This is a genomic window from Sorangium sp. So ce131, assembly GCF_051519095.1.
In the GTDB taxonomy this organism is placed as follows: Bacteria; Myxococcota_A; Polyangia; order Polyangiales; family Polyangiaceae; genus Sorangium.
Genome location: NZ_CP150455.1, coordinates 8,316,708 through 8,342,794 on the forward strand (window position 1 = coordinate 8,316,708; position 26,087 = coordinate 8,342,794).

Annotated in this window: 5 protein-coding genes; all 5 read right to left on the minus strand. The window is 69.5% G+C overall.

Going from position 1 to position 26,087, the window contains the following annotated elements; translation table 11 throughout:
• Positions 1-45 precede the first annotated feature (45 nt).
• Complete coding sequence (locus WMF43_RS30225; protein WP_437669917.1) at positions 46-1,422, minus strand: DUF5939 domain-containing protein; 1,377 nt, start codon at positions 1,420-1,422, stop codon at positions 46-48.
• A gap of 128 nt (positions 1,423-1,550) precedes the next feature.
• Positions 1,551-5,936: an amino acid adenylation domain-containing protein gene (locus tag WMF43_RS30230; RefSeq protein WP_437669919.1), complete on the minus strand. Its 4,386-nt coding sequence runs from the start codon at positions 5,934-5,936 to the stop codon at positions 1,551-1,553.
• Complete coding sequence (locus WMF43_RS30235) at positions 5,933-7,564, minus strand: MBL fold metallo-hydrolase (RefSeq protein ID WP_437669921.1); 1,632 nt, start codon at positions 7,562-7,564, stop codon at positions 5,933-5,935. Before WMF43_RS30235 ends, WMF43_RS30230 begins: the two co-directional genes overlap by 4 nt.
• A gap of 57 nt (positions 7,565-7,621) precedes the next feature.
• Positions 7,622-16,840: an amino acid adenylation domain-containing protein gene (locus tag WMF43_RS30240; protein ID WP_437669923.1), complete on the minus strand. Its 9,219-nt coding sequence runs from the start codon at positions 16,838-16,840 to the stop codon at positions 7,622-7,624.
• Positions 16,837-26,013, minus strand: coding sequence for an amino acid adenylation domain-containing protein (locus WMF43_RS30245; RefSeq protein ID WP_437669925.1), 9,177 nt, complete (start codon positions 26,011-26,013; stop codon positions 16,837-16,839). The genes WMF43_RS30240 and WMF43_RS30245 overlap by 4 nt, the downstream gene beginning before the upstream one ends.
• Between the last annotated feature and the right edge of the window lie 74 nt (positions 26,014-26,087).

Genomic DNA, 26,087 nt, shown 5'->3' on the forward strand with positions numbered 1-26,087 from the left:
TCGGAGCGGCCGAGCGACGTGCGCGCTTGGTGAGCCCGGAGGGCGTTACGGCGCGCCCAGCCCGGGGAAACACGCCGTGTGCACGGCACGGGTGCCCTCGATCCCCTTGAGGTCGACCTCCGCCGCGCGGAACGCCGCCCACCCTTCGGCGGCCAGCAGGTCGACGAGCCCGGCGTCGGCGGCGAGCGCCGCGGACACCGTGAGCTCGCCGCCGCGCGAGACGCCGAGCAGGCGCGCGGCCCTGTTCACCGTCCGGCCGAAGTAATCGAGGCGCTGGTTCAGGTTGACGAGCAGCGCCGGGCCGCGGTGCATCCCCGCCCGGAGCACGAGGCGCTCGCCCTCGGGCCGGCCGGCGTTGAGATCCCGCAGGCGGCGCATGGTCGCGCTCAGGGCCATCGCCGCGGACCGCTCGTCCAGGAACGTGGCCATCACCGCGTCGCCGATGGTCTTGACCACGGCGCCGCCCCGCTCTTCCACCGCGCCGATGAGGAGCTCGAAATGATCGCGCACCAGGTTGTACGCGGGGGCGTCGCCGATCCGCTCGTAGAGCCGCGTGGAGCCGCAGAGATCGGTGAACACGATCGCGACCGAGCGGACCGTCAGCCGCTCCCGCGCCGAGAGCACCATGCCGCCGAAATAGCGCCGGTACTCCGGGACGTGGAGCAGCTCCAGCCCGCTGAGCCGCCGCGGCAGGCTCGACGCGTCGAGCTCGTCCGTCAGGGCGTCGTGATGGACGATGAAGCCGCATATCGGCCATCCGGCGTTGGTGATCGCGATCTGGAGCGGGCCGGGCCGCGCCGCGATCTCCTTGACGTCGTAATGCGGCCCGGCGAGCTGCGCGACCGCGGCGGACTGCACCTCGTCCGTGGGCTCGCCCTCGACGCGGAGAACGCCCTTGGCGCGGGTCAACGGGCAGAAGTACCGGTAGCGGCCGGGAGCGAGCACCTCCGTCGCCGCGGCGGTCTCGCCGAGCGCGGCGGTCATGCCGTAGCGCGGGTGGAGCGCCGAGGGCGGCGGGCAGGCGGGCGGAAAGCCGAGGTCCTCGATGGACGGGTGGAGCGAGAAGGTCACCTCGACGCGCTCCGAGAAGTCGACGTCGAAGGAGCGCTCGCACATCGGGCAGAACGCGACGGCGGCGGCCGCGGCGAGGTCGTCGATCTCGTCGGTCAGCATGTTGCAATGGCCGCAGTGGACGTCCCAGTGCATGTCGAAGAGGCCTGTCTGGGTGCCGTGGAGCAAGACGCGGATGGCCGCGGCCGCGTCGAGCGCGGCGTCCGCCGCGACCACGTGCGGGTTGATACGGTAACGGCGGATGAGCGGCGCGCCGAGCAGCCACCGCTCGACCGCGCCGATCTCGCCCGCGCTCGCCGGGTGCTGCTGCCTGAGGCGCTCGAAGAGGTTCACCAGGAGGTCGGTGTCCATGGCTGTTCCCGGAGCATGCCCACGTCTCGCGCGCGCTGGAAGCGCCACGATACATACCGGGCCCGATCTGCTGATTCTGGGGATGAAATCGCGCACGATCGGGCCGAGCCGGCCGGAGCAACCACGGGTCAGGAGCTCGACGTGCGTGGTCCGCAGGCCCTCGCAGGCCCGAGCGGGGCCAGCGCAGCTGACGCGCCGGAGGAGGGCGCGGCCGCCTCGTCATCCAGGAAGGCGGCCAGGCCGCGGATCGTGGGGTGATGCAGGAGGTCCATCAGGGTGAACGGCCGCGCCAGCTCACGGCGCAGGATCGTCTCGAGTCCGACCAGCTTGATGCTGTGGCCTCCGACCATGAAGAAGTCGTCGTCCAGGCCGAAGCCGTCGTGTCCGAGGACCCTGGTCCAGGCGCTACGCAACGCGCGTTCCGTCGGAGAGCCAGGCGTCGCAGGCTTGGTCTCGAGGAGGGCGTCGACCGACCTCGGCTCGCCGCGCGCGGGGAGAGGGATCTCGGGGCCGGTCAGCCGTCGCCCCGCCTCCCCCGCTTCGCGAGCGTCGATCCACTCGATCGACGCGATGCGCCTCGTCGGGTCGGCGACCATCGATTCGAGGATGCGCAGGTAGGCGCGGGCGATACGCTCCATGTCGGAGCGCCGGTACGTGGGGTGGTGGTGGCTCAAGCAGAGGCGGAAGCCGCGCGAGCCGCCGCTCACCGTGACGTCGAGCGCGTAGCTGGTCGGCTCGTGGGCGCACACGCCGGTCTCGCGGACCTCCATGGCGTCGGCGCTGCGAACCGCGGCGCGGAAGTCGATGTAATTGAAGAGGACGTCGAAGAAGGGGTTCCGGTCGGGGCGCAGCTGGAACACTCGCGCGATGTCGGCGAGGGCCAGCGCCTCGTTGGGGCGCATCTCTTGGAGCCGGGCACGCACGGCCCGGATCAAGCTCTCGACAGGGGCGGCCGGATCCTGGCGGATGCGAAATGGACTGGCGTTGATGAAGTTCCCGATCAAGCGATCGCCGTCAGCGACGGCAGGCCTGAAGCTCGTGACCAGGCCGAACGTGAGATCGTCGGATCCGGTGAGGACCGCGAGCAGGACGGAGAAGGCGGCCAGGTGCACGTGCTTCGCCCCCACCTCGAGGCGCTGCGCGAGCGCCTCCAGCCGGTGGTTCAGCGCCGCGTCGGATTCGATCTCGTATCGCTCGACCCGCGCGCTCCCTTCGCCCGGGCGATGGACGCGCTGCAGCGGCAGGGGCAGGCGGACGTAGCCCTCCAGCGCCCGCCTCCAGAAGGCGAGCCGGCTGCCTGTGTCGGTGTCGGCGAGGCGCCGGATGAGGTCGTCGGCGAAGCGGACCGCGAGCGGCTCGGGCCGATGGGCAGGGTCGCGCCCGAGCGCTCCATAGAGACGGAAGAGCGCGTCCAGCAAGATGTTGTGGCTCCACCCGTCAAGGATGAGGTGGTGCGAGACATTGAGCAGCGTATAAGCGCTGTCGGAGCGGCGCAGCAAGTAGAAGCGCAACAGCCCTGGACGCGCGAGATCGAAGGGGCGGCCGCGGTCACGCTGCATCAAGTCTTCAATCTCAGCCAGCTGGCGGTCACGCCCGCCGAGCGGTCGGAGGTCGAGCCAATGGAGTTCGGGGACGACGGCCTCGGCGCGGTAGACGATGTGGGCCACCTCGCCGGAGGCGCTGCGGCGGTACCCGGAGCGCAGCATGTCGTGCTCGCGATAGAGCAGGGCGAGCGCCCGACGGAAGCGCTCGGGATCGAAGCGCGGATCGATGAAATCGAGGCAGAACTGGTCGTGGTAGACCGACAGTCCAGGCTCGATCAGGCTCTGGAACAACATCCCACCCTCGATCGGGGTGAGCGGGTAGATCTCCTCCCACGAGTCGGTCTCTTCCGTGTCGCCCGCCTCGCGCAGCGTGCGCACCTTGAACTCAGCGAGCCGGAGGCGCGTCTCGTCGAGCGGGTCCTTGCGCGCGGGATCGTCGTCAGGCGCCCGGTCCATCACCTCGGTGAGGCGTTGCGCCATGGCGCCCACGGTTGGATATCGGTAGACGTCGTCCACCGTGAGCGGCACGCCGAACTCCCTGCTGGCCTTGCTGAGCAGGCGGATCACGTTGATCGAATCGCCGCGCAAGGAGAAGAAATCGTCATCCAGGCCAACGCGCCTGCAGTCGAGCGTATCCGCCCAAATTGCGGCCAGGCGGATCTCGGTGGGCGTCCGCGGGGCGACGTGGGCGCGAACCGCCGATCCGCCCGCGTCCTCCGCGGACAGCGCTGCGACGTCGATCTTGCCGCTGGGGGTGCGGGGGAAGCTCTCGAGCCGGATCAGCAAGGCGGGCACCATGAAGGCGGGGAGCAGCGCCTGCAGCCGGGCCTTCACGGCCTCCGCGTCGATGGATCCCGCGGCGGTGAACCAGGCGACGAGCGCGGTCTTGCCGCTCTCGAGCGTGCGTCCCCGGACGACGGCGCGCTCGATCCCCGTGATGCCGCGCAGGGCGTGCTCGACGTCGCCGGGCTCGATGCGGTAACCGTTGACCTTGATCTGCTCGTCGATCCGACCCAGGAATTCCAGCTTGCCATCTTCGCGGATGCACCCGAGATCGCCGCTGAGGTAGCCCCTCGCGCCCCCGTCCGGCCCCTCCACGTGAACGAACCTTGCGTCGGTCAGGGCGTCAGCGCGCCAGTAACCGCGCGCCAGACCCGGGCCACCCAGGACGATTTGACCGGCGATGCCGGGCGGGAGGAGCGCCATCTGGGGATCGAGGATGCGGACGGTCCCGTGGTCGATCGGCGTTCCTATGCCGATGTAGGGCGCGTCGGGACGCAGCGTTTCGGCGGTGGAGCAGACGGCGTTCTCCGTCGGTCCATATTCATTGATCAGGCGCGTGTGGGGCAGGCGTTCGTGGTGACGGACGACGAGCTTGTGAGAGCACGCCTCGCCCGCCACCGTCACCGCGACCAGCCCGTCCATCGCGGAGCCGGCCTCCTCGAGGAGCGCCTCGTAGAAGCTCGGGACCAGGAGCAGGTGGGTCACGCCAGCGGCCCCGATCAGACGTTTCAAGGCGGCCAGATCGTTACGTTCGCGCTCCGTGGGGAGCAGGAGCGTTGCCCCCGAAGAGAGCGGCGTGAAGATGTCCTCGACCGAGCTGTCGAACGCGACCGAGGCGAACTGGAGCGCCACGTGTCCGGGCCCGAAACCGTAGTGGCGGCGGCGCCAGCGAACGGTGTTGACGATGCTCCGGTGCTCGATCATCACGCCCTTGGGCGTGCCGGTGGAACCGGAGGTGTAGATAAGGTACGCCAGCGAGCCAGGATCGAGCTGATCGGCCTGGAAAGGCTCGGCCTCGGGCAAGGTGTCGAGCTGCAGATCCATCACGAAGATTTCGCCCTCGAAGTCCTCGATGCCGAACATGGTCGCCGAGTCGATGAGCAGGACGCTCATCCGGGAGTCGCGGAAGATGGCCTGGAGGCGCTCGGCGGGATAAGCGGGATCGAGGGGGACGTAGGCGCCTCCGGCCTTGAGGACGGCCAGGACGGCGACGATCATCCGAGGGGACTTCTCCAGCTTGACGCCTACGAGCGGGCTCTGCTGGAGGCGGCTGCCCTCGCGGAGGTGGGCGGCCAGATTCGCGGCCAGGCGGTTGAGCTCGGCATAGGTGAGGGACTGGTCCTCGAAGCGCACCGCGATCTGGTCGGGCGTGCGGGCGACCTGCTCCTCGAAGAGCCGCACCAGCGTCGTGGGCTCGAAGGGCCCCTCCTCGGCGCCGCGGACCACCGCGGCGGACTCCTCGTCCCCGGGCAGGAGCAGGGAGCACTGGCTCAGCGCGCGCGCCGGCTCGTGACCATGGTCGAGGAGGCGCTCGAGGTGACGGCAGAAACGAGAGACCGAGCCGCGCGAGAAGCGCTCGGGCCGGTAGCCGAGCTCGATCTGCATGCCGTCGCCGTCGCGACGGAGCGAGAGCGTCAGATCGAAGGCATCGAGGTCGCGGAACGGAGCATGGACGGCCTCGTCGCAGAAGAGGATGTTGGAGGCGCGGGCCGGGCTGCCGAAGGCGGGGTCGACGAGCGAAAGCGGATAGTCCTGGAGCTGGTAGCTCTGCGTGATCACCCGCTTGGTCGCGAGCATCCACTCCCTCAACGAGCCCTCCGCGGCCACCTCGGCCGCGAGCATGACGAACGGCGCGGCGGCCGATTCGCCCTCTTCAGGGAGGAAGGGCGGGGTCGCGATCGCGACGGTGCGGGTGTAGGTATATTTGGAGAGCAGGAGGAAGAGGGCCGACAGGACGACGACGTCCTGGCCCAGCGGGCTCTCCCCACCGATGCCGCGGACGGCGCCGACGGCGCTGACGGAGAGCTCCCACGTGAAGGACGCGAAGCCCCCGGCCGACGGCCGGTCTCCCGCCGCGCGTCCGGGGTCGCGCAGGCGGAAGGGCGAGGGGACCCTTTCGCAGGCATCGAGCCAGAATCGACGATGTTCGGCGAAATCCCCGCTTGTATAGAGGCTCAGGTCGCTCACGGGCACCGTCCGTAGGAGGTAAGATTGAAGCGTTTCGCGCTGGAGGCGGGAGGAAAGACGATCTCCTTCTTTGCGTAGAGGGGCTCGACCGCGACGCCGCGCTCGGAGCAAGCGGAGGTGAATGCCTCGATCTCGCGGGCTGACTGGCTCTGATGCTCCGGATGGAGGGCCATGAGGTAGCTCAGCCATGGTTCGAGACCCATGGCGTAGAGGAAGACGCGCTTGCACTGGAAGATCTCCGCGATGCGGAGTGCCGAAGCGCTGTCGGCGCCGCTCGAGCGGCGCTGCTGATCGAGGGCGCGGTCGAGCTTCTCCGGGAATAGGGGGCCATAGGCCCAGGACATCGGCGCCCCGGTGGGCTCCAGCCCTAGCAGCATCAGATCCGCCTTGCCCGCCTCGCGGCGGACCCGCTCGTAGACTTCGGGCGAGAGGCTGCTGGAGTCGGCGAAGACGACCGCGGTCTGGCCCGCCATGCGCAGCAGGTAGGCGGTCTTGGCCCGGATGTTCAGGTCGCAGTGCTCGCCCAGGAATGGGATCGCCTGGACGAAGCCGTCCGGGAGCGAGAGGCTCTCCATGTCGTCGATCTCTACGACGCGCGAAAACCCGACGCGCTGCAGGGCCAGCTTGAGGCTGGGATCCTGGAGCAGGCCTTGGCCGGCGCGCGGCACGACCAGGGTGCCGATCCGCTGGCGCAGCTGGAGCAGGCTCTCGAGCACGAGGTGGTCGTGGTGGGCGTGGGTGATCAAGACGTAGTCGATGACGGGCGGCAGGTCCTCGAAGGTGAACCGCTCGACCGGCGACGGGTAGCCGTAGCTGATCAAGGGATCGATGAGGATCGAGACGCCGGCGCTCTCGAAGAGGACGCATGCGTGGCCGAAGTAGCGCATGCGCAGGCCCTCGCCGTCGTAGGCCGGCGTGCGCCGGGGCGGGCGTTGCCACAGGAAGGAGGTGAAGGTCTCCTGCTCGCTCCGCGGCACCTCGAAGCGCTCCAGGATCTCACCCAGCGGCGCGGGCTGCCGCCGGAGCCGGCACAGGTCGTCGAGCCGAGGAGAATCGAAGCGCAGGGGGAGGTGGACGACGTCGGGGCCGGGCAGGCGCGGCGTGCTGAAGATGAAGGCGCGCTGGTCGCTCTCGAGGTGCGTGAGCGCGACGCTCTGGCGGGAGGCGTCCTGGAGCGGCTCACCGTACAGGAGCGGCTCGAAGAAGCGGAAACCAGGCTGGTGGCGCAGGTCGTAGAACAGCTCGACGAGGCCCCTCAGCGCCTCCGGGATCTGCGCGTAGAGCGCGGCGAGGGGCTGGCCGTGGGCGTGCTGTCCGAGCAGCCCGAAGAGCTCTTTGATGGCGTCGGCCAGGCCGAGCAGAGCCCCGGAGCGCCGCTCTGTATCGGCCTTGAGCGCGCGGACCTCGTCCACGCGCTGGCCCTTGAGGTCGATGAAGGGGCCGCCCACCTTGGCAGGGTCCTTGAGGGCCGCGGCGTGGGCCATCGGCATCTGAAGATAGGACTTCAGGACGCCGAGCTGGGCCTGGGTGAAGAGCGCCGCCACCTGGGGTGCGATGAGGAAGAGGTGAGCATGCCACTGGTTGACGAGGGGCTCGATCTGAATGTTGGGCTTGAGGTAGAGACTCACAAGCGACTTCCTTTCATGATGCCGCCGGTCGGCTCGCGGCGCCCCCCGTCCTGGCGTTCACAGCGAAAGATCGATCTCGAGCTTCCGGGTCGTGGGCCTGTCTTGGGCTCCGAACGAGAAGCGGTTGAGCGGCATGTCGCGATGTTCGACGATCTGGCGCAGCAGGTCATCGAGGCGCTCGAGCAGGGTGCGCGCCGTCGCCTCCTTGAAGAGGCTGGTGCTGTATTCGAGCAGCCAGCGGATGCGGTCACCGACCAGCCAGGCATGGAACCAGAGGTCGGTCTTGGCGAAGGGATAACGGACGGGAACGGCCCTGAGGGACACGGAGGCGGTGGACGGATGCACCTCGCTGCCGTCGTGGTAGGTGAAGCCGACGTCGAAGAGGGCCGTGCGCTCCGACGGATCGCGGCGTCCTGCGTGGCGCGCCATGAGCGAGGTGGGGTACTGCTGGTGCTCGAGCGCGCTCCAGACGGTCTCCTTCACGCGTTCCAGGAGCTCGGCGAAGGTCATGTCCGGGCTCGTCTGGACGCGGATCGGAAGGACGTTCATCAGCAGGCCGACCACCGCATCGTGCTCGGCCACGACGCGGTTGGCGAAGGGGCTGCCGATGAGGAGATCGCCCTGGCCGGTCTGGCGGAAAAGCAGGACGCTCAAGGCGGCCAGGCAGACGGCGTAGAGGCTGGCGTCGGCCTCGACGCGCAGGGCGGTGACGGCCGCGGTGAGCTCGGACGTGAGCGAGTGCCCGACGCTCGCTCCCTGGAGGGACACGGCGGTGGGGCGCGCGAAGTCCCGCGGCAAAGACGAGGGGCGCGGCTCGACGCCGCGCAGCTGCACGCGCCAGAAGTCGGCCAGCGCCTCGCCTCGCGGACCGGCGAGCAGCTCCCGTTCGTAGGCCACGACGTGGCGGTATTGCGGGACCGGCCCGGCGGGCGCGGCGCCGGCGGGCTCGGACCCGAATGCCATGGGCACGAGCTGACGCATCAGCACCTGGAGCGAGCCTTCATCGAACACGATGTGGTGCACGCAGAGCAGGAGGTAGTATTTCCGATCCTCCAGCCGCATCAGCGCGGCGCGCGCGAGCGCGGGTCGGGTGAGATCGAACGGCGTCGCGGCGATGCGTGCGCCGATCTCCTCCGCCGTCGCGAGCGGCTCGGCTGCACCGCGCAGGTCGTGCAGCTCCAGGACGGACGCCGCGTCGCGCGGCTCATGGACGCGCTGCCAGAGACCGTGCTCGTCATCGAAGAAGCTGGTGCGCAGGCTCTCGTGGCGCGCCAGGAGCGCGCGCCACGCGTCCTTTACCCGGTCCGGATCGAGCTCGCCCTCGACGAGGTAGGCGACCGGCATGTTGTAGGCGGCCTCGCCGGTGGCGGACTGGGCCGCCCAGAGGCCGCGCTGAGCATGGGTCATGGGGAAGATCGCGGCGCCGTCCGGCGCGGTGGGCCGAGGTGGCGTGGTCGTCTCCCCGCGGCGCGCGCGCTCGATGGCGCGCGACATGTCGCGCAACCTCGGTTTGAGGAACACGTCCTTGACCGGAAGCAGGACGCCGACGTCCCTCTGTATGCGGGCGAGGAGCTTGACCGCGAGCAGGGAGTGGCCGCCGAGCTCGAAGAAATGGGCGTCGCGGCCCGGGATCTCGACGCCGAGGACGTCGCGCCACAGGTCGGCCAGGCGATGCTCGAGAGCTGACTGGAAGCCGAGCGTCGCCTCGGTCTCGGTAGCTGCCGAGCCGGCGTCCGCCAGGGCGGCGAGGGCCTTGCGATCGATCTTCCCGTTATGCGCCAGCGGGAGCTGGTCGAGCACGGTCCACCGCGACGGCAGCATGTAGGCGGGCAACATTCCGCTCAGCTGGTCGTGCAGGCGGTCGAGGTTCAGACGGTCACGCCCGACCACGAAGGCCTGGAGCCTGCGTCCAGTGCCTGCGCCCACGGCCAGAACCACAGCGCGCGCCACGCCTTCGCACTGGTGGAGCCTGGCCTCGATCTCTTCCAGCTCGACGCGGAAGCCGTGGATCTTGACCTGGAGATCGATGCGCTCCAGGAATTCAATCTCGCCAGAAGGGAGGAGCCGGACCAGGTCGCCTGTTCGGTACATGCGCGCGCCGGGATCGGGGTAAAAGGGATCGGGGAGGAACTTCTCCGCGGTGAGCTCGGGCCTTCGGTGGTAGCCGCGCGCCAAGCCGTCGCCGGCGATGAAGAGCTCTCCGCTGACGCCGGGAGGCACGGGGCGCATCCGATCGTCGAGAATGTAGAGCCGGGTCTGATCGATAGGCTCACCGATCGTCTCGTAGGCGCGAGCGGGGCGAGACCCCGATTTGTCGGCCTTCACCTGGCGGGCGGCCGACCAGATGGTCGTCTCGGTTGGTCCGTACATGTGCCAGAAGGCAGGGAGGCGCTCCAGGAGCTCGCGAGAGAGCTCGATGGGCAGCGCGTCACCGCCGCAGAGCACCGTCAGGTCACGGCGCGGGCGCCAGTCCGAGTCGACCAGCATCTGCCAGGTCGCGGGAGTGGCCTGCATGAACGTGATCCCTCGATCCTCGATCAAGCGCTTCAAGCGGAAGGCATCGCCGGCGGTCTCGCGGTCGACGATCACCAGCCTGGCGCCGCCGATCAGCGGCAGCAGCACCTCGAGGATCGAGATGTCGAACGATATGGTGGTGAGGAGGAGCGCGACGTCGTCGGGACGAATGCCCGGCCGTTTGCCCATCGCGCAGAGGAAGTTGGCGAGCGCGCCGCGGGTGACCATGACGCCCTTGGGCTGGCCGGTCGAGCCGGAGGTATAGAGCATATAGGCCAGGTCACCCGGCACGGAGCAGCGCTCGGGCGCCGTCTCGGGTTGGCTCGACAGGAGTGAATCGAGCGCGTCCAGGGCGATGATGTCGGTGCTCCCGAGCCCGGCGGCGGGCGCGCTCCTCGCGTCTGCGAGCAGCAGGCGAAGGCCGGAGTCGCGGACCATGTGCCCGAGACGCGAGGCGGGCAGCGTGGGGTCGAGCGGAAGCCAGGCCGCGTCGGCCTTTTGCACGGCCAGCAAGGCCACGATCAGCGCCAACGACGGACGGCAGGCGATGCCCACCAGCGCTCCGCGGCCGACGCCTCGCGCGCGCAAGAGGTGCGCCAGCCGGTTGGAGCGGCGGTCGAGCTCTCCGTAGGTCATGGTCGCGCCGTCGTGCTCGAGCGCAGGCCGACCCGGCTCGCGCTCGGCGTGGAGGGAGAAGAGGGAGAGCGGCTCCGGCGGCGCCGGCGCCGCCGGGTCGTACGACTCCAGGCTCGCCGCGATCGCGGCGCGCTCCCGGTCTGTCATGGGCTCGAAGGCCGCGACGGGCCGCTCGGGATGCGCGACCATCTGCCGGTAGAGCTCCAGGAGATAACGCTTCAGGCGCTCGATGGTCTCGGCGTCGAAGAGGTCCGTGTTGTATTCGAAGGCGCAGTCCAGGGCTCGTTCGGCGATGTGGATGTAGAGGGAGAGCGCGAATTTCGAGGTCCCGCTGGGCAGGTCCACGGGCTCGACGCGCACGTCACCGACCTCGAAGCCGGAGACGGGGGCGTCCTGGACCACGAACAGCACCTGGAACACGGGTGAGTGGCTGGGATCGCGCGCGATGGAGAGCGACTGGAGGAGCTTCTCGAACGGCATCTCGGCGTGGGCGAAGGCCTCCACCGCGCGGCTCTTGACCTGGCGGATCAGGTCCGAGAGGCTGGCGTGCTCGTCGAGCGCGAGGCAGATCGGCAACGTGTTGAGGAAGAGACCGAACAGGTCCTCGATCTCTTCGCGGCTGCGATTGGCGACCGGTGTTCCGATCACGAGCTCCCGTTGACCCGAGATGCGGGCGAGGAGCAACGAGAACCCGGCGAGCAAGGTCATGAAGAGCGTGGCGTCGTGGTGGCGGGCGAGCGCCTTGAGGCCGTCGGCGAGATCCGGAGCGATGGAGAAGCGGGCGAGCTCGCCCCGATGGGTCTCGACGGCCGGCCACGGCCGATCGGTGGGGAGGCGGAGCTTGCTCGGGGCGCCGTCCAGGCGCTCGCGCCAGTACTCGACGAGCGCACGCCGCCGGCCGCCCTCGAATTGCTCGCGCTGCCAGACAGCGTAGTCCTTGTACTGGATCGCGGGGACGGCGAGATCCTGGGCCGCGCCCGCGCGGTGGAGGCGGTAGCCCTGAGCGAGCTCCTGGACCAGCCGAGCCATCGACCAGCCATCGCCGAGGATATGGTGGACGGTGATCAGCAGGATCACTTCACGGTCGGAGGCTCGGAAGATCGTGGCGCGCCAGGGCGGTCGCTCCTCGAGCGAGAAGGGGCGGCTCGCCTCGGCGACGAGGACTTCAATCTCGTGCTCCCGCCCGGAGGTCTCCACGCACCGCAACGGCAAATCCAGCTCGGGCAGGATCCGCTGGAGAGGCGCGCCGTGCTCGTCCACGTGGAAACAGGTGCGCAGCGACTCGTGCCGACGCACGACGTCTGCCAGGCTCTGCTTCAAGGCATCGAGATCGAGAGGGCCGGTGAAGCGCAAGGCCAAGGGCATGTTGTAGAGCGCGTCGGGGCCCTCGAAACGGTGGAGAAACCAGAGGCGCTCCTGGGCGAACGAGAGGGGCGCGGGTCCGTGGCCCGGCGTGGGTCGGATCGGCTCCCAGTCGGATCGCACCGCTCCGGGCCCCTCCGGGGGCGGAGGGGCCGCAGGCGCCGATCGTTCGGCCAAGACCCGGTCGACGTGGCCGGCGAGCTCGCCCAAGGAGGGATGCTCGAAGACCTGGTTCACGCCGAAGCTGTGGCCGAATCGCTCGCCGAGGCGGGTCATCAGCTTGACCGCCATCAAGGAGTGCCCACCCAGATCGAAGAAGTTGTCCTCGCCCCCCACCCGATCGAGCCCGAGCAGCTCGCACCAGATCCGGGCGACGGCCTGGGCGGTGGGCGTCTGCGGGACCTCGGAGGCCGTCGCGCGGCCGCGCGATGGCCTCAGCGCGCGCAGGCGCCGACGATCCACCTTGCCGCTGGGGGACAGCGGGAGCGCCGTCAGGACCTCGAGCTGCGCGGGGAGCATGTAGTCGGGCAGCTTCTCCTTGAGATGATGGTTCAGGGTCTGCTTGAGCGGGCCGGCCCATTTGATGTGCAGCGGATGATTCGCCCATCGTTCCCAGCGGGGCGCTTCCGCGCTCTGGGACGCGGACAACGCCTGGCCCGGCAGCGGCTGGCGGCTGAGGTACACGTCATAACACTCGGGCCGGCGCGAGAGCGGGTAGCGGAGCTCGACATGAACACCGGCTTCCTCGCCGAGACGCCAGAGCTGCTCAGGATCGAGCCCCGCCTCGCCCCGCTGCTGGAACCGCGCTCCCGCGTCCTGAAGCGTGATGTCTGGGTGGCCGGTCCGAATCCAGTCATCGATGAAGATCTCGCGCGTCAGGCGTGCGTTGGGCACGTCCAAGACGCGGAGCGGCGCGTCCGGCGCGCGGCGCAGCTCGGCGAAGAGCGCCTCGCTGCTGAGCGCCTTCGACCAGCGCAGGTCCCGGTAGCCGAGCTCGGTCTGGGCTTCGTCCACGCCGATCACCAGGTCGTAGCGGAACCGCACCAGCTCGTTGTTGTGGGCGCCGCGCTTGAGGAGGAGCTTGACGCTGGTCACCCGCTCGAAGGCGGACCGGAGCGCGACGAAGAGCGCGGGATCGATGACCAGCTCTTCTTCGCGGGCCGTCTCCTGCAACAGGAGCGCTTCCAGGTCGCCGCAGAGGGTGGCGCCCTGGTCCTTCAACCACGCCTTCGCCTGGTAGAAGGCGCGCTGCCAGGGGAGGGAGCGGACGTCGCCGATGAAGACGCGGCCGCCGGGCCGTATCACCTCGATGGCCCCCTTCAGGACGTCGATCAGGTAGGTGACGGACGGAAAGTACTGGACGATCGAGTTCATCACGACCGTGTCGAAGGAGCGGGGCGGCAGCCCGGAAAAGTCGTGCGCCGCCCGGTGGATCAGGGAGACCCGATCCCGGTAGGTCGCCGGCAGGTGCTCGGCCACGTAGTCGAGGGCCTGGCGGGAGAGATCGGTGGCCACGTACGCCTCGCAGGAGGACGCGACGCGGTGGAGCAGCAGCCCCGTACCGCAGCCCAGCTCCAGGATCCGCCGTGGATTCAGCGCCAGGATTCGCGCCACGGTCTCATGGACCCATTGCGCCATCTCCGCGGCGTCGATGGGGTCGCCGGTGAGGGTGCTGTTCCAGCCTGAGATGTTGAAGGTCGGATCCGCCATGGCCGCGGGGAGCAGGTAGGAATCGTCGAAGACCTGCTCCCATTGCTGGAGCTGCTCCTGCTGCAGCCGACCGTCGAGGGCGCCCGCGCCTCCTTTTTCGGCCAGCTTGGCGTAATCGGGTACCACGAAGGCGGCGATGCAACGGTCGTCATCGCCGATGTCCTGGAGAGCGACCGCGGCGTCGCGGACCAGCTCGTGCTCGCTCAAGACCGCTTCGATCTCGGCGAGCTCGATACGGTAGCCATGGAGCTTGACCTGCTGATCGACGCGCTCCAGGAACTCGATCGCGCCGTCGGCGCGGAAGCGGGCGAGGTCGCCGGTGGCATAGAGCCTGCCGCGGGGCTCGTAGGGATCGGGGAGGAAACGGGCAGCGGTGAGCTCGGGGGCGTGGAGATAGCCGCGTGCCACCTGGATGCCTCCGAGGAAGAGCTGGCCGGGTACACCCGGCGGGACCAGCTGCAGCAGGTCGTCGAGCACACGCGCGGTGGTATTGCAATGTGGCACCCCGATCGGAACGGCGGCTCCGCCTGTCGCGTCGACCCTGTGCTTGACGGTGCCGACAGTGGCTTCCGTAGGTCCGTAGGCATTGAAGAAGCACCGGCCCCTGCTCCACTTGTCCGCGAGCGCGGGCGGGCATACCTCGCCGGCCACCATCACCGTGTCCAGGTCCGGCAGCTCGGCATCGGGCATGACGGCCAGCGCGGAGGGGGGCAGGATGACCTTGTTTACGCGCTCGCGGATCAGGACGTCGACCAGTCCGGCGTCGGGCATGAGCGCAGCGCGAGACTCGAGCACCAGGCAGCAACCGGCGCCGAGCGCGGGGAAGATCTCGGCCACGGAGGCGTCGAAGGAGGAGGCGGCGAATTGCAGGACGCGCTTGCCCGGCTCGAGCGCGAGGGACGCGGCGAAATCGACCATGAGGTTGCACAGCGAGCGATGTTCGATCGCGACGCCCTTGGGTCTCCCGGTGGAGCCGGAGGTGAAGATGACATAGGCGAGCTGGTGGCCTTCGATGGGGAGATCGAGATCGTCGCCGATCTCGGCGTCGATGCCGCTCTCGAGGTCGAGGCACACGAGGCTGACGCGCTCCGGGTCGACGTCGATCTTGCCGGACATGAAGATGGAAGCGTGCGTGACGAGCAGGCGCATGTCCGATTGCCGGACCATGTAGGTCAAGCGATCGGCGGGGTAGGAAGGGTCGAGGGGGAGGTAGGCGCCGCCGGCCTTCAGCGCGGCGAGCATGGCCACGATCATGTCGACGGATCGATCGAGGCAGACGCCGACGATGGAGTCCGCGCCGACGCCGCGCGCGCGCAGGGAGCGAGCCAGCCGGTTGGCGCGGCGGTTGAGCTCGGCGTACGTCACGCGCTCGCCAGGGGCGATCGCGGCGAGCGCCTCGGGAAAGCGCGCGACGGCCGACTCGATCATCCGGTGGGCGACGTCGTGCTCGAGGGCGACGCGGGGGCCCTTTTGCCAGCGGTCGAGCAGCAGGCGCGCCTCGGCATCGGTGACCATGGGGACGGCGTGGACCTTCCGCCCGACGTCTTCGGCCAGCGCGCGGAGGAGGAGCTCGTAATGGCCGATCATGCGGCGGATGGTGGCCGCCTCGAAGAGCTCGACGTTGTATTCGATGATGCCGCTCAGCCCTCCATCTTCCTGTTTGAGGGAGAGCCATATATCCTGTTTGGACGTGCCGCTCTCGACGAAGAACGGCCTCAGGCGGACTGGGCTGCTCTTCTCCTTCTCGTCGGGGACGTTGTGGAGCACGAAGACGACCTGGAACACGGGCGGGTAGTTGAGCCCGCGCTCGGGAGAGAGCTCCTCGACCAGGCGCTCGAAGGGCAGGTCCTGGTGCTCGTAGGCGGCGAGCGTGGCGGCCTTGACCCGCTGGATCAGCTCGGCGAAGCTGGGGTCGCGGCGCAGGTCGACCCGGAGCACCAGGGTGTTGACGAAGAAGCCGATCAGCGGCTCGATCTCGACGCGGTTGCGGTTCGCGATGGGCGAGCCGATGACCAGGTCTTCGGTGCGCGCGTAGCGGGCGAGGAGCGCGGAGAAGCCGGCCAAGAGGGTCATGAAGAGGGTCGCGCCCTGGCCCTGGCCGGCCCGCTGGAGCCCATCGGTGAGGTGGGGATCGACGTGGAACCGCTCGACGGCGCCGCGAAACGACGGACGGGCCGGGCGGGGTCGGTCGGCGGGGAGCTGGAGGAGCGGTGGTGCACCCGCGAGCTCTCGTCTCCAGTAGTCCAGCTGCTCCTCGAGCACCTCGCCGGAGAGCCATTGACGTTGCCAGCGCGCGAAATCCTTGTACTGAATGTCCAGAGACGGCAGGGCGGCGGCGACGCCCTTGGCCTCCGCGCCGTAGATGTGCTCGAGCTCGCGCATCATCAGGGTCACCGACCAGCCGTCGGCCACGATGTGGTGCATGCTGAGGAGGAGCACGGCCCGCCGGCGGGAAAGGCGGCAGAGGTGGACGTAGAGCAGGGGGCCCCGCTCGAGGTCGAAGCGCCGGCCCGCCTCGAGCGCGACGCGCTCGCGGAATGCCTCCAGGGCTGCGTCCTCGCCGCCAGGAGGCGGAGCGCCTTCGTCGAAGCCCCCGTCGAAGACTGGGGCAAGCGCGTCGTGGACCACCTGACAGGCACTGCCGTCGCGGTTTACGAAGGTGGTTCGTAACGGCTCGTGGCGGGCCACGAGCGCGAGGACGGCCTTCCGGAGAATCCCGGCGTCCAGCTCGCCTTCGATCTCGAAGGCGGTGAGCATGTTGTACATGCGGTTGTCGGGATCGAGCTGGTGAATGAACCAGAGCCGCTGCTGGGCGAAGGAAGCGGGATAGTGATCCCGAGGCTCTTGCCAGCGGCGGATGGTCCAGGCGTCGTCCCGGGCGGGATCCGCTCGTCTCAACGCCTCGATCAGCTGCGCCTTCGAGGCGCGGAGCTCGGCCTTGAGCTCCGCCGTCATCCGGCCCTCGGGCGCGCGGAATTTGAGCTGGTCCGCCTCGAGCCAGAGCTCGATGTCCTGAGCGCGGAGCGCTTCGAGAAGCTGAGCGACGTCCTTCATATCAACCCTTCTTCCATCGATCGGCCCTCGGGCGCGCCGGCGCGCTCCAGGAGCTCGGCGAACCGTTCGATGTCGCTGGACAAGACGCGACTCATCGCCATCGAGAGCCCGAAAGTTTGTTTCACACGGGAAATGACCTGGGTGGCGAGCATGGAGTCTCCGCCGAGGTCGAGAAAGGAGTCGTGGATGCCGACGGGCTCGACGCCCGTCACGTCCTGCCAGATGGACACCAGGCGCTCCTGCGTGGCGGTCCGCGGCGGCGCGTAACCTGCGGCGAGCGGCGGTCGCTTGTGGCGCGGAGCGACGTGGCGCTGGGGTTCGCTCGAGGGCGCGGACTCGCGCGCGGGTCCTCGAGCGGGGTGCTCGGCCGAAGCAGGGCGGCTCAGATCGATGACGGAGAAGGCGAGCTGGGGCTCGGGCCGACGGAGCAGATCCAGGAAGGCGCGTTTCCCCTGGGCATCGCTGATGGCGCCGGGCCGTTCCCGCTCGCGCCGCGCCGGGTCGAGGGAGCGCAGCCACTCGTGATGCATGCCCGCATCACGCCAGGAATCCCAGTTCAGGCTGAGGACGGGGTAGGCCAGCCGCTGGTTCGCCCAGACGGAAAAGGCGTCGAGGAACGCGTTGGCCGCGGCGTAGTCCGCCTGGCCCGCGTCGGGCAGGAGCGCGGCGAGCGACGAGCAGTTCAGCCAGAAATCGAGTTCGCGGTCGTGGAAGAGGTCATAGAGGACCCTGGCGCCCTCGACCTTGGGCCGCAGCACGCCGCGCGCCATCTCGTCGCCCTTGAGGTGGATGCTGCCCGCTGCGGGGAGCCCGGCAGCGTGGACAAGGCCGGTGACGGCCCCGAGCCGATCTTCGATGTCCGCGACGACGGCGCGCATGGCGCGGGGATCCGCCACGTCGACAGCCACGCAGTGGACCTCGGCGCCCCGGGCTTCGAGCGCCTGGAGGGCGCGAGCCCGACGGACCTTCTTCTCGTCTCCGGAGGCCAGCCACTCGGCTCGGCGATCGCGAGGTGGCGCGGCGGTACGCGAGAGCAGGACCAGCTTGGCGGGCACCTGCTCGGCGATCGCGCCTGCCAGGGCGAGCGCGACGCCCCCTAGACCGCCGGTGAGGAGGTACACGCCGTGTTCCCGGAGGGGGATGGCAGGTTCGCCGGACGCGCCCTCGGCCAGCGGCTCGAAGCGACGGCCAAAGAGGCGGTCCCCTCGGAGCGCGAGCAGCCATTCGGGAGGTTCGCCGAGGATCAGCCGTGTGATCTTCTCGAGCGCCTTGGGCCTTTGCCCGGTGTCCCCGGGGGCGAAGCCGAGGTCGAGGAGCCGGCAGCGGAGGTGCGGGTACTCGCGCGGAATGCTCATGATGGGCCCCTGGGCGAGCGCCTGGAGGGGGTGGCAGGCGTCGCCGCCGGCGAGGTCGAACATGCGGTGGGTGAGCAGGAGCAGGTCGTACTCACGACGGGCGGTCTCGCCGTCGCCGAGCACACGCGCGAGCGCGAGCGCGCACCGGAACGGGACCGCGCTGCGCGGATCTTCGAGGCGAAGCTGGTCGCCGGAGTCGCCGTCGAAGACGCCGGCGAGCACGATCCGAGTGGGCGTGACGAGGCCGGCGTGGGCGCGATCGTCGAACCAGCGACGCCAGGCCCGCTCCGAGCCGATATCGAGCTTGAACCGGCTTGCGCCTGTTCGGCGATGGGTCCCGGCGGGGTGGATCTGGATCACCTCGGTGCCGCTCCGCTCAATCCGTCGCTGGAGCGCGTCGTAGAGGTCGCCTTCCGGAGCGATGAGGAGCGTCGGGCCGGCGCCGCTGGGCGCCACCGCGCCGAAGTCGAAGGAAGTCGGCCGCCAGACGGGCTGGAAGAAGCGTGGCTCGGCGGTCACGTCGGACGCAGCCCGAGGCGGCGAGGTGTCGCTGCGCGCAGCGCTCGAGCCGGCGGGCGGCTCGATCCAGTGCCGGTGGCGTGCGAAGGGGTAGCTCGGCAGGCTCAGGCGGCGGTGGCGCTGGCCGTTCCAGCGCGCCCGCCCGTCGATGGGCGCGCCTAGCTGCCAGAGCTGGCCGAGGCTCTGGAGGAAATGGGCGCGGGCTCGGTCACGCTGATCGCGGTGAGGCAGGGTGGACAGGATGGGGGCGCAATCCGCGCCCAAGCAGGCCCTGGCCAGGCTGCTCAGCTGGGTCCCGGGACCCACCTCCACGAGGGCGAGATCGGGCAGCTTCGCGAGCGTCCGCAGCCCCGCGGAGAACTGAACCGGCCGCCGCATCTGCGCGGCCCAGTAGTCGGGCGAGCAGGCTTGATCCTCCGTGATCCAGTCGCCGGTGACGCAGGAGATGAAGGGAATGCGAGGCCTGGAGCGCTCGACCTTGGCCACCTCGCAGCGGAGCGGTTCCATGGCGGGATCCATGTCCGCGGAATGAAAGGCATGCGAGGTCGAGAGCGACGCGTAGCCGATGCCGAGCTGATCGAGCTCGACCTGGAGGCGCCGGATGTCCTCCTCGGAGCCCGAGACGGCCAGCGAGGCAGGTGCGTTGACCGCCGCGAGCGAGAGCCCCCGGCCCAGAAGGGGCTCGATCCGTGCTTCCTCGGCGAAGACGGCGAGCATGCACCCGCGCCGTTGCGCCTGCATGAAGCGCCCGCGCGCGCAGATCAGGGCAGCGGCGTCCGCCAGGGAGAAGACCCCCGCGACACAAGCCGCGCTGAGCTCGCCCAGGCTGTGGCCGAGCATGGCCGCGACGGGCATCCCCCAGTCGAGCAGGAGGCGCGCGAGCGAGACGTGAAGCGCGAAGAGCGCCGGCTGCGCGTGGCTGGTCCGCTTCAGGGCCGCAGCGGCGGTCGGGGAGCCTTCGACGAAGATGGACGCGCGGATATCCTCGCCGAGGTGGGGTTCCATCAGGGCCGCACAGGCATCGACGTGCGCGCGGAACTGCGGCTCGCTCCGGTAGAGCGGGCCAGCCATGTCGAGATACTGGCTTCCCTGGCCCGTGAAGAGCAGGGCCAGCCGCGTCCTCTCGTCGGCGCGTGAGCTCGACGCCGCCAGCACCCCGCCGGCTCGCAACACCGCCGCCGCTTCCCCGGCGTCCTGCGCGACCAGCGCGAGGCGGTGGGGCAGGGTCTTGCGTCCGACATTGAGGGTGAAGGCCAGGTCGTCAAGCCGGGTGGTCCCGCGTTCGGACAACCACCCGGCGAGCTCCAGGGCCATCCGCTCGAGGCTCTCTGGCGAGTGCGCGGAGAGCGCGAGCAGCTGCGGTTCGCAGGGCACGCCGCCGCCCTCGGAGCCCTGGTTGACCGTGCTCCCGAAGGTGGCCTCTCCGAGGGTCACGTGCGCGTTGGTGCCGCCGATGCCGAAGGAGCTGACGCCGGCGTGCAACGGGGCCAGGCGGTCTGACAGATCCACCAAGCGCTCATTGAAGTGGAAGCGCGCGCGATGGAGATCCAGCTCGGGATTGGCTCGACGGAAATGAAGGACCGGCGGGACCTTCCGTCGCTCCAGCACGAGCGCGGCCTTGATCACACCTGCCACGCCGGCCGCCGTGTCCGCGTGCCCGATATTGGCCTTGAGTGCGCCGAGGATGAGCCCTGGGTCAGGGAACGACGTGCCGGCGAAGACGTTGGCCAGCGCGCGGATCTCGATCGGATCGCCGAGCGCGGTGCCTGTGCCATGGGTCTCCACGAAGCAGAGCGAACGGCGTGGCACGCCAGCCTCCGCCAGGGACCGCGAGATCACCGCCGTTTGGCCCTCCACGGACGGCGCGGTGTAGCCCGCCTTGCGGTCGCCGTCGTTGTTGACGGCGGAGCCCAGGATCAGGGCGCGGATCGGGTCGCCTTCGGCCTCCGCCCTGGAGAGCCGGCGGAGGACCACGACACCGACGCCGTTGCCGACGATCGTGCCGTTCGCGGCGGCATCGAAGGGGCGACAATGGCCGTCGGCAGAGGTGATCATCCCGTCGCGGTGGCGGTAGCCTCGCCGGTGGGGAACCTGAATCGAGACGCCGCCGGCCACGGCGAGGTCGCATTCGCCTCGTCGCAATGCCTGGATCGCGAGGTGGATCGCGACGAGGGAGGTGGAGCAAGCGGTCTGAACGGTGACCGCCGGCCCGTCCAGGTGGAGCTTGTAGGCAACGCGCGTGGACAGAAAGTCCTTGTCGTTCGCGATGGCGAGCGGGAAGAGCCCCACCTCTTCCAGCAGCTCGCGGCTCGGGTAGAGGTTGTTCAGGAAGTAGTAATTCAGGCCGCAGCCGGCGAAGACCCCGACCCGATCATCGCCCGATCCGGGGCCGTGGCCGGCGCTCTCGAGGGCGACCACGGCTTGCTCGAGGAAGAGGCGGTGCTGGGGATCCAGGAGCGCGGCTTCCCTCGGCGAATAGCCGAAATAGCTGTGATCGAAGCGCTCGATGTCGGAGAGGGGCGCGGCGGCATTCACGTACTGGGGATGTGCGCGCTCGTCGTGCGGGGCCGGATCGACGTCGGCTTGTGGACCGATGGACTCCACGCCCCCGCACAGGTTCCGCCAGAAGGACTCCACGTCGTCCGCGCCGGGGAACCGGCATGCCATTCCGACGATCGCGATCGGCTCGTGACCGCCGGGTGCCCCCCCAGGACGGGCCTCTTCATCGCGCACGCTCGGGACCGCAGCGACGTCCGCCTGTGCCGCGTTGCCCTCGCCGCGGTCCAGGCGCGCGATGTGGTCGGCGAGCCGCCTCGGGGTGGCGTGCTCCAAGACGTCGAGCTGGCTCAGCCTCACCCCGAACCTGCGCTCCAACGAGGTCGAAATCTTGAGCAGGAGGAGAGAGTTCACGCCGATGTCGAAGAAATTGTCGTCGGGCTGGATCCGGTCGTGGCCCAGCGTCTCGGAGAGGATGGCGGTGATGGTCGAGAGCGCCCCGTCTTGTCGCGGTCGTGCGCGCTTCTCCTGGCCGCGATCTCGCTCCCATTCCAGCAGCGTCGCGTAATCCTTCTTGCCGTGGTGGGTCAGGGGAAGGGCATCCACGATGCGGAGCGCGTCGGGCATCATGTACCCGGGCAAGGTGCTGGCGAGATGGGCCTGGAGCTCCCCGCGCAACACCTCCTGATGATCGGCGAGCCCGCGAGCCCTGCCCCGCTCGTCGAAGAGGCGGCGGTAGAAATCGTTGTGGCGAAAGACGGCCTTGAAGTGATGGGAGTCGTAGCGAAACGGGATAGGATCGCCCTGGCTCCTGAGGATCCGGCCCTCGAGGTGGAAGTCGGGATTGAGCCCGTTCTCGCAGAGGCGCCGCGAGCAGCGCATCTCGATCCAGTCGCCTACCTGGACGTGTCGGGCGCCGGGAAAGACGGGCAAGAAGACGGGCAACCAGCTGTACTCGTGCTCGAGGGTGTCGATGACCAAGTCCTCGGCGGTGAAGAGGTTCAGCCAGAGCAGGAAGCCATGGATGGGAGCGTCTCTGGTGATTTCGAGCCGGATGGTCGTGTCGGACGCCGTGGGGACCTCGCCGTTGAAGCAGAGGTCTTCGAAGACGTCGGCCGTCGAGGCGAGCAGGGACGTGTCGGTCCCCTTGACGCAAATGCGGACGTCGAAGGGGTGCCCGACCTCGGCGAAGATCTTGCGCAGATAGTGCGAGGGTACGTCCTTGAAGTGAGGGTCTTCGAGCAGGTCTCCGGGCATGGAGACGGCCGCGATCCTGGTCGTGGCGCGGCAGGGAATGAAGGTGGCGTCCTCGACCACCCAGCGACGGGTGGCGTTGACGATCACGGCGGCTCCTTCGCAACCGCCGATCGGGCCGACGATCTCGGAGAGGTGGACATCGCCCTTTTCGGGCAGCTCCAGGCTCGTCGCGTCGCCGTGGATGACGACGATGCGATCCTCGAGACCCAACCTGCGCACCGTCTCGAGCGCCTTTGCGGCAGCCTCGGCCCCCTTTTCCACGGCGTAGACCCTGGAAGCGCCGGCCTCGATCGCGAGCCGGGCCAGGATGGCGTCCTTGCCGGTCCCCACCTCGACCACGATCTTGCCGGCCGCGACCCTGCGGAGCGCGGCGCGGTAAACCTCGTTGCGGCGATGGTCCTTGCTGAGCGAGGTATACAGGATGTCGTCGTAGACGTAGAACTCGGCCGTGGATGGCCAGAGCTCCAGGCCGCGGGCGAAGGGGCGGCTTTGTACGTAGGCCAGGAGGCGGCGCTGGTGGTGCTCGCCCGCGGCGAACACGGCGGCGCTGCGGACCCGAGGGTGTTCTTCGAGGTGGGTCTCGATCTCGTCGGGCTCGATCCGGTGACCGCGCAGCTTGAGCTGACGATCGCGCCGGCCCGCGAAGACGAGGCGCCCGTCGTCGAGCTGGCGGGCGAGATCGCCCGTGCGGTAGAGCCTCGGATGGGCGCCGGCGACGGCGCTCGGACCCGAGGCGAACGGGTTGTCGAGGAAGTGCTCGGCCTCGCTCTCGGGTCGGTTGAGATAGCCGCGCGCCAGACCGACGCCGGAGACGTAGATTTCACCGATCTCGCCGGGTGGAACCGGGTTCAGGTACGGATCGAGGACGTAGATCTGGACATTGCCGATCGGGCGGCCAATGCTGACGAGCTCGTCCTCGGGACGACAATCGCCGAGGGTGGCGCAGACCGTGATTTCGGTCGGGCCGTAGGCGTTGATCAGCCGGCGGCCGCGAGCGAAGCGCGCGACCAGCTCTCTCGGGCAGGCCTCGCCGGCGACGATCAACGTATGAAGACAGGCCGGCAGGGACTCCGGCTCGAGGGCGAGGAGAAAGGAGGGGGGAAAGGTGGCGTGCGTGATCCCGTCCTTCGCGAGGACTTCCAGCAGCCTGCGCGGGTCGCGCGCGGCGTCGGGAGGCGGGAGGTGGAGCGCCGCGCCCGAGCCGTGGGCCATGACGATCTCGGAGATCGACGCATCGAAGCTCAGGGCGGCGAACTGCAAGACCCGACTCGCGGCGTGGACGCCAAAGCCCTTGATCTGCTCGAGGGCGAGGTTGACGAGGCCGCGATGGGTCAAGAGCACGCCCTTGGGCCTGCCCGTCGAGCCGGAGGTATAGATGACGTAGGCGAGCTCTTCCGGGGCGCATTCGCGCTGCGGGCCGAGCTCGGGACCCGAGTCGACGGCGCGCTCCAGCTCGCTCCAGAAGGTGAGTCCGGGACGGGAGCCAGCGAAGCGATCCGCATCGGCCTCGCGCGCGAGCAGGACGGCGACGTTCGCGTCTTCGACCATCACGCGAAGGCGCTCCGCGGGGAGCGCCGGATCGAGCGGGAGATAGACGCCTCCGGCCTTGAGGCAGGCCCAGAAGGCGATGATCCCCTCGATCGTCTTGCCCAGGCAGACCCCGACGAGCGCCTCCCGGCCCACGCCGAGGGAGCGCAGCCGGTGGGCCAGTCGGTCTGCGCGGGCATTGAGCTCGGCATAACTCAGCTGGTCCTCGCCATGGACCAGGGCGATCCGATCGGGGAGCTCCGCCGCGCGTGCTTCCAGGAGCTGATGGGCGCAGAGGCGCTCGTCGAAGGGAACGGCGGTCTGGTTCCAGTCGTGGACGATCCGTCGCCAGGCGCGCTCGGGGAGCAGGTTCGCGCTGGCTACAGGCCGCTCGGGATGCGCGCGGAGCGAGGCGGCAAACGCCTCGATGGAGGGGGCGAGCTCCTCCGCGTGTTGCCCCGACCCTGCGGCTTCGTCCGAGGCGAGCCATACGAGCCGCTCGTCCCGATCGACGAAGAACGTCAGGGGCGCGTGGAGCACATCGAGCTCGCTCGACGACGACGAGCCCAGGACGATGCTCACGGGCAGGTCACAGGGCGTCTGCACGCCGGACATCCGGAGGCGCGGAGCCAGGTCGCGGCAGCAGGGGCCGTGTTCACCCATCGCGCGCAGGGCGGCCGCGGCCCGTTCGGCGAAGGCCGTCCAGGGAAGCGTGGGAGCCGCTTCGGGATGGAACGGGAGCGACGTCGTGAAGAAGGCTTCGAATCCCTGGATATCGGCGAGGTGGCGTGGCTCCACGACCCCGAGGCCCGGGAGGACGCCGCCGTGCCGCCTCATCTCGTAGGCGGCGATCACGGCCACGGCGAACGCCTCGTACGCGAGCCGACGATCGTGCGGCTCGCCGATGTTGAGCGCGACGCGCGCGCAGCCGGCAGGTCGCGCGGGCGCGCTCGCGGCGCGCGGCGCCTGATCGCGGGGGACGGCGGGCGCGAACGCTCGATAACGCGTTATCCACCGGGGCTCGTGGCGCGCGGCCCGCGTCGAGAGCTCCTCCAGCCGCTCTGCCCTCCCCTGCTCCATGCGACCGAGCGCGACCCCCTCCACGAAGCCGCGCGCGCGCAATTCCCCGGCGCCGGACAGGGGCGCACCGTCGATCGTGGACAGCCCGGTCAGGCGCACGGGCACATCGCTCGTGCTCACGACGAGCCCGAGCGCGTCGACCGCCAGCAGCGTTCCGGGCGCCGTCTCGCCCGGGGACGCCGGCGCGGAGGCGAGTGGCTCGACCGCGCCGACGAGGAAGAGCGCGCCGTCGTGGAGCAGCTTGGGCAAGCTCAGAGGGTTGAATCGACGCCCGAACTGCAAGGCGGCGACGAAACACGCCGCGGCCTCCGCGCCGCGGTGGAAAGGCACGAGGCCCCCGCTCGGCGGGCGCTTGGTACGACCGTGATAGCTCCGCTTCCGCGAAGACTCCGGCAGCACCTCGAGGCGACCCTGCTCCAGGCCGTCCAGGAGCCGCATGAAGCTGTCGATCGCCGCCGCGTGGCACTTGCGATCGAGCGATTCGACCGTCTCGCCCCGCGCGATCTGGATGGGCGTCTGGACGAGGAGCCGGCCTGCGTCGATCCGGCGCGTCATTTCGTGCCAGGTGACGCCATGTTCCCTGTCCCCGTTCATCAGGGCCCAGCTGGTGGCGTGGACGCCGGCGTGTGCTGGCAGCAGCGCGTCGTGGTAGTTGATGGCCATCCGACGCGGCGTGGCCAGGACTTCCTCCGAGAGGACCAGCGGGTTGACGATGCTGAGCAACAGGTCGTACGGCTGCGCCGTGAGGAGCGGCGTCAGCGGCTGATCGGGCGCATGGCACACGACCCCTCTTGCGCGCGCCCAGTCCGCGACCGTGACATCGTCCGAAATGACGCCGAGGACCCGATGACCGCGCTCCCGCAAGATGTCGCAGCACTGGACGGGCAGCGTCGTTTGCCCGATCACGTACACGGATAATTCAGCGGCGGATCTAGCCATTCCTCCTCCGGTCCCAGAGAACGCAAGAATCTTCGGCTTGTGAGGCGACTCGGGCTGCTCCGATGAGGGAACGT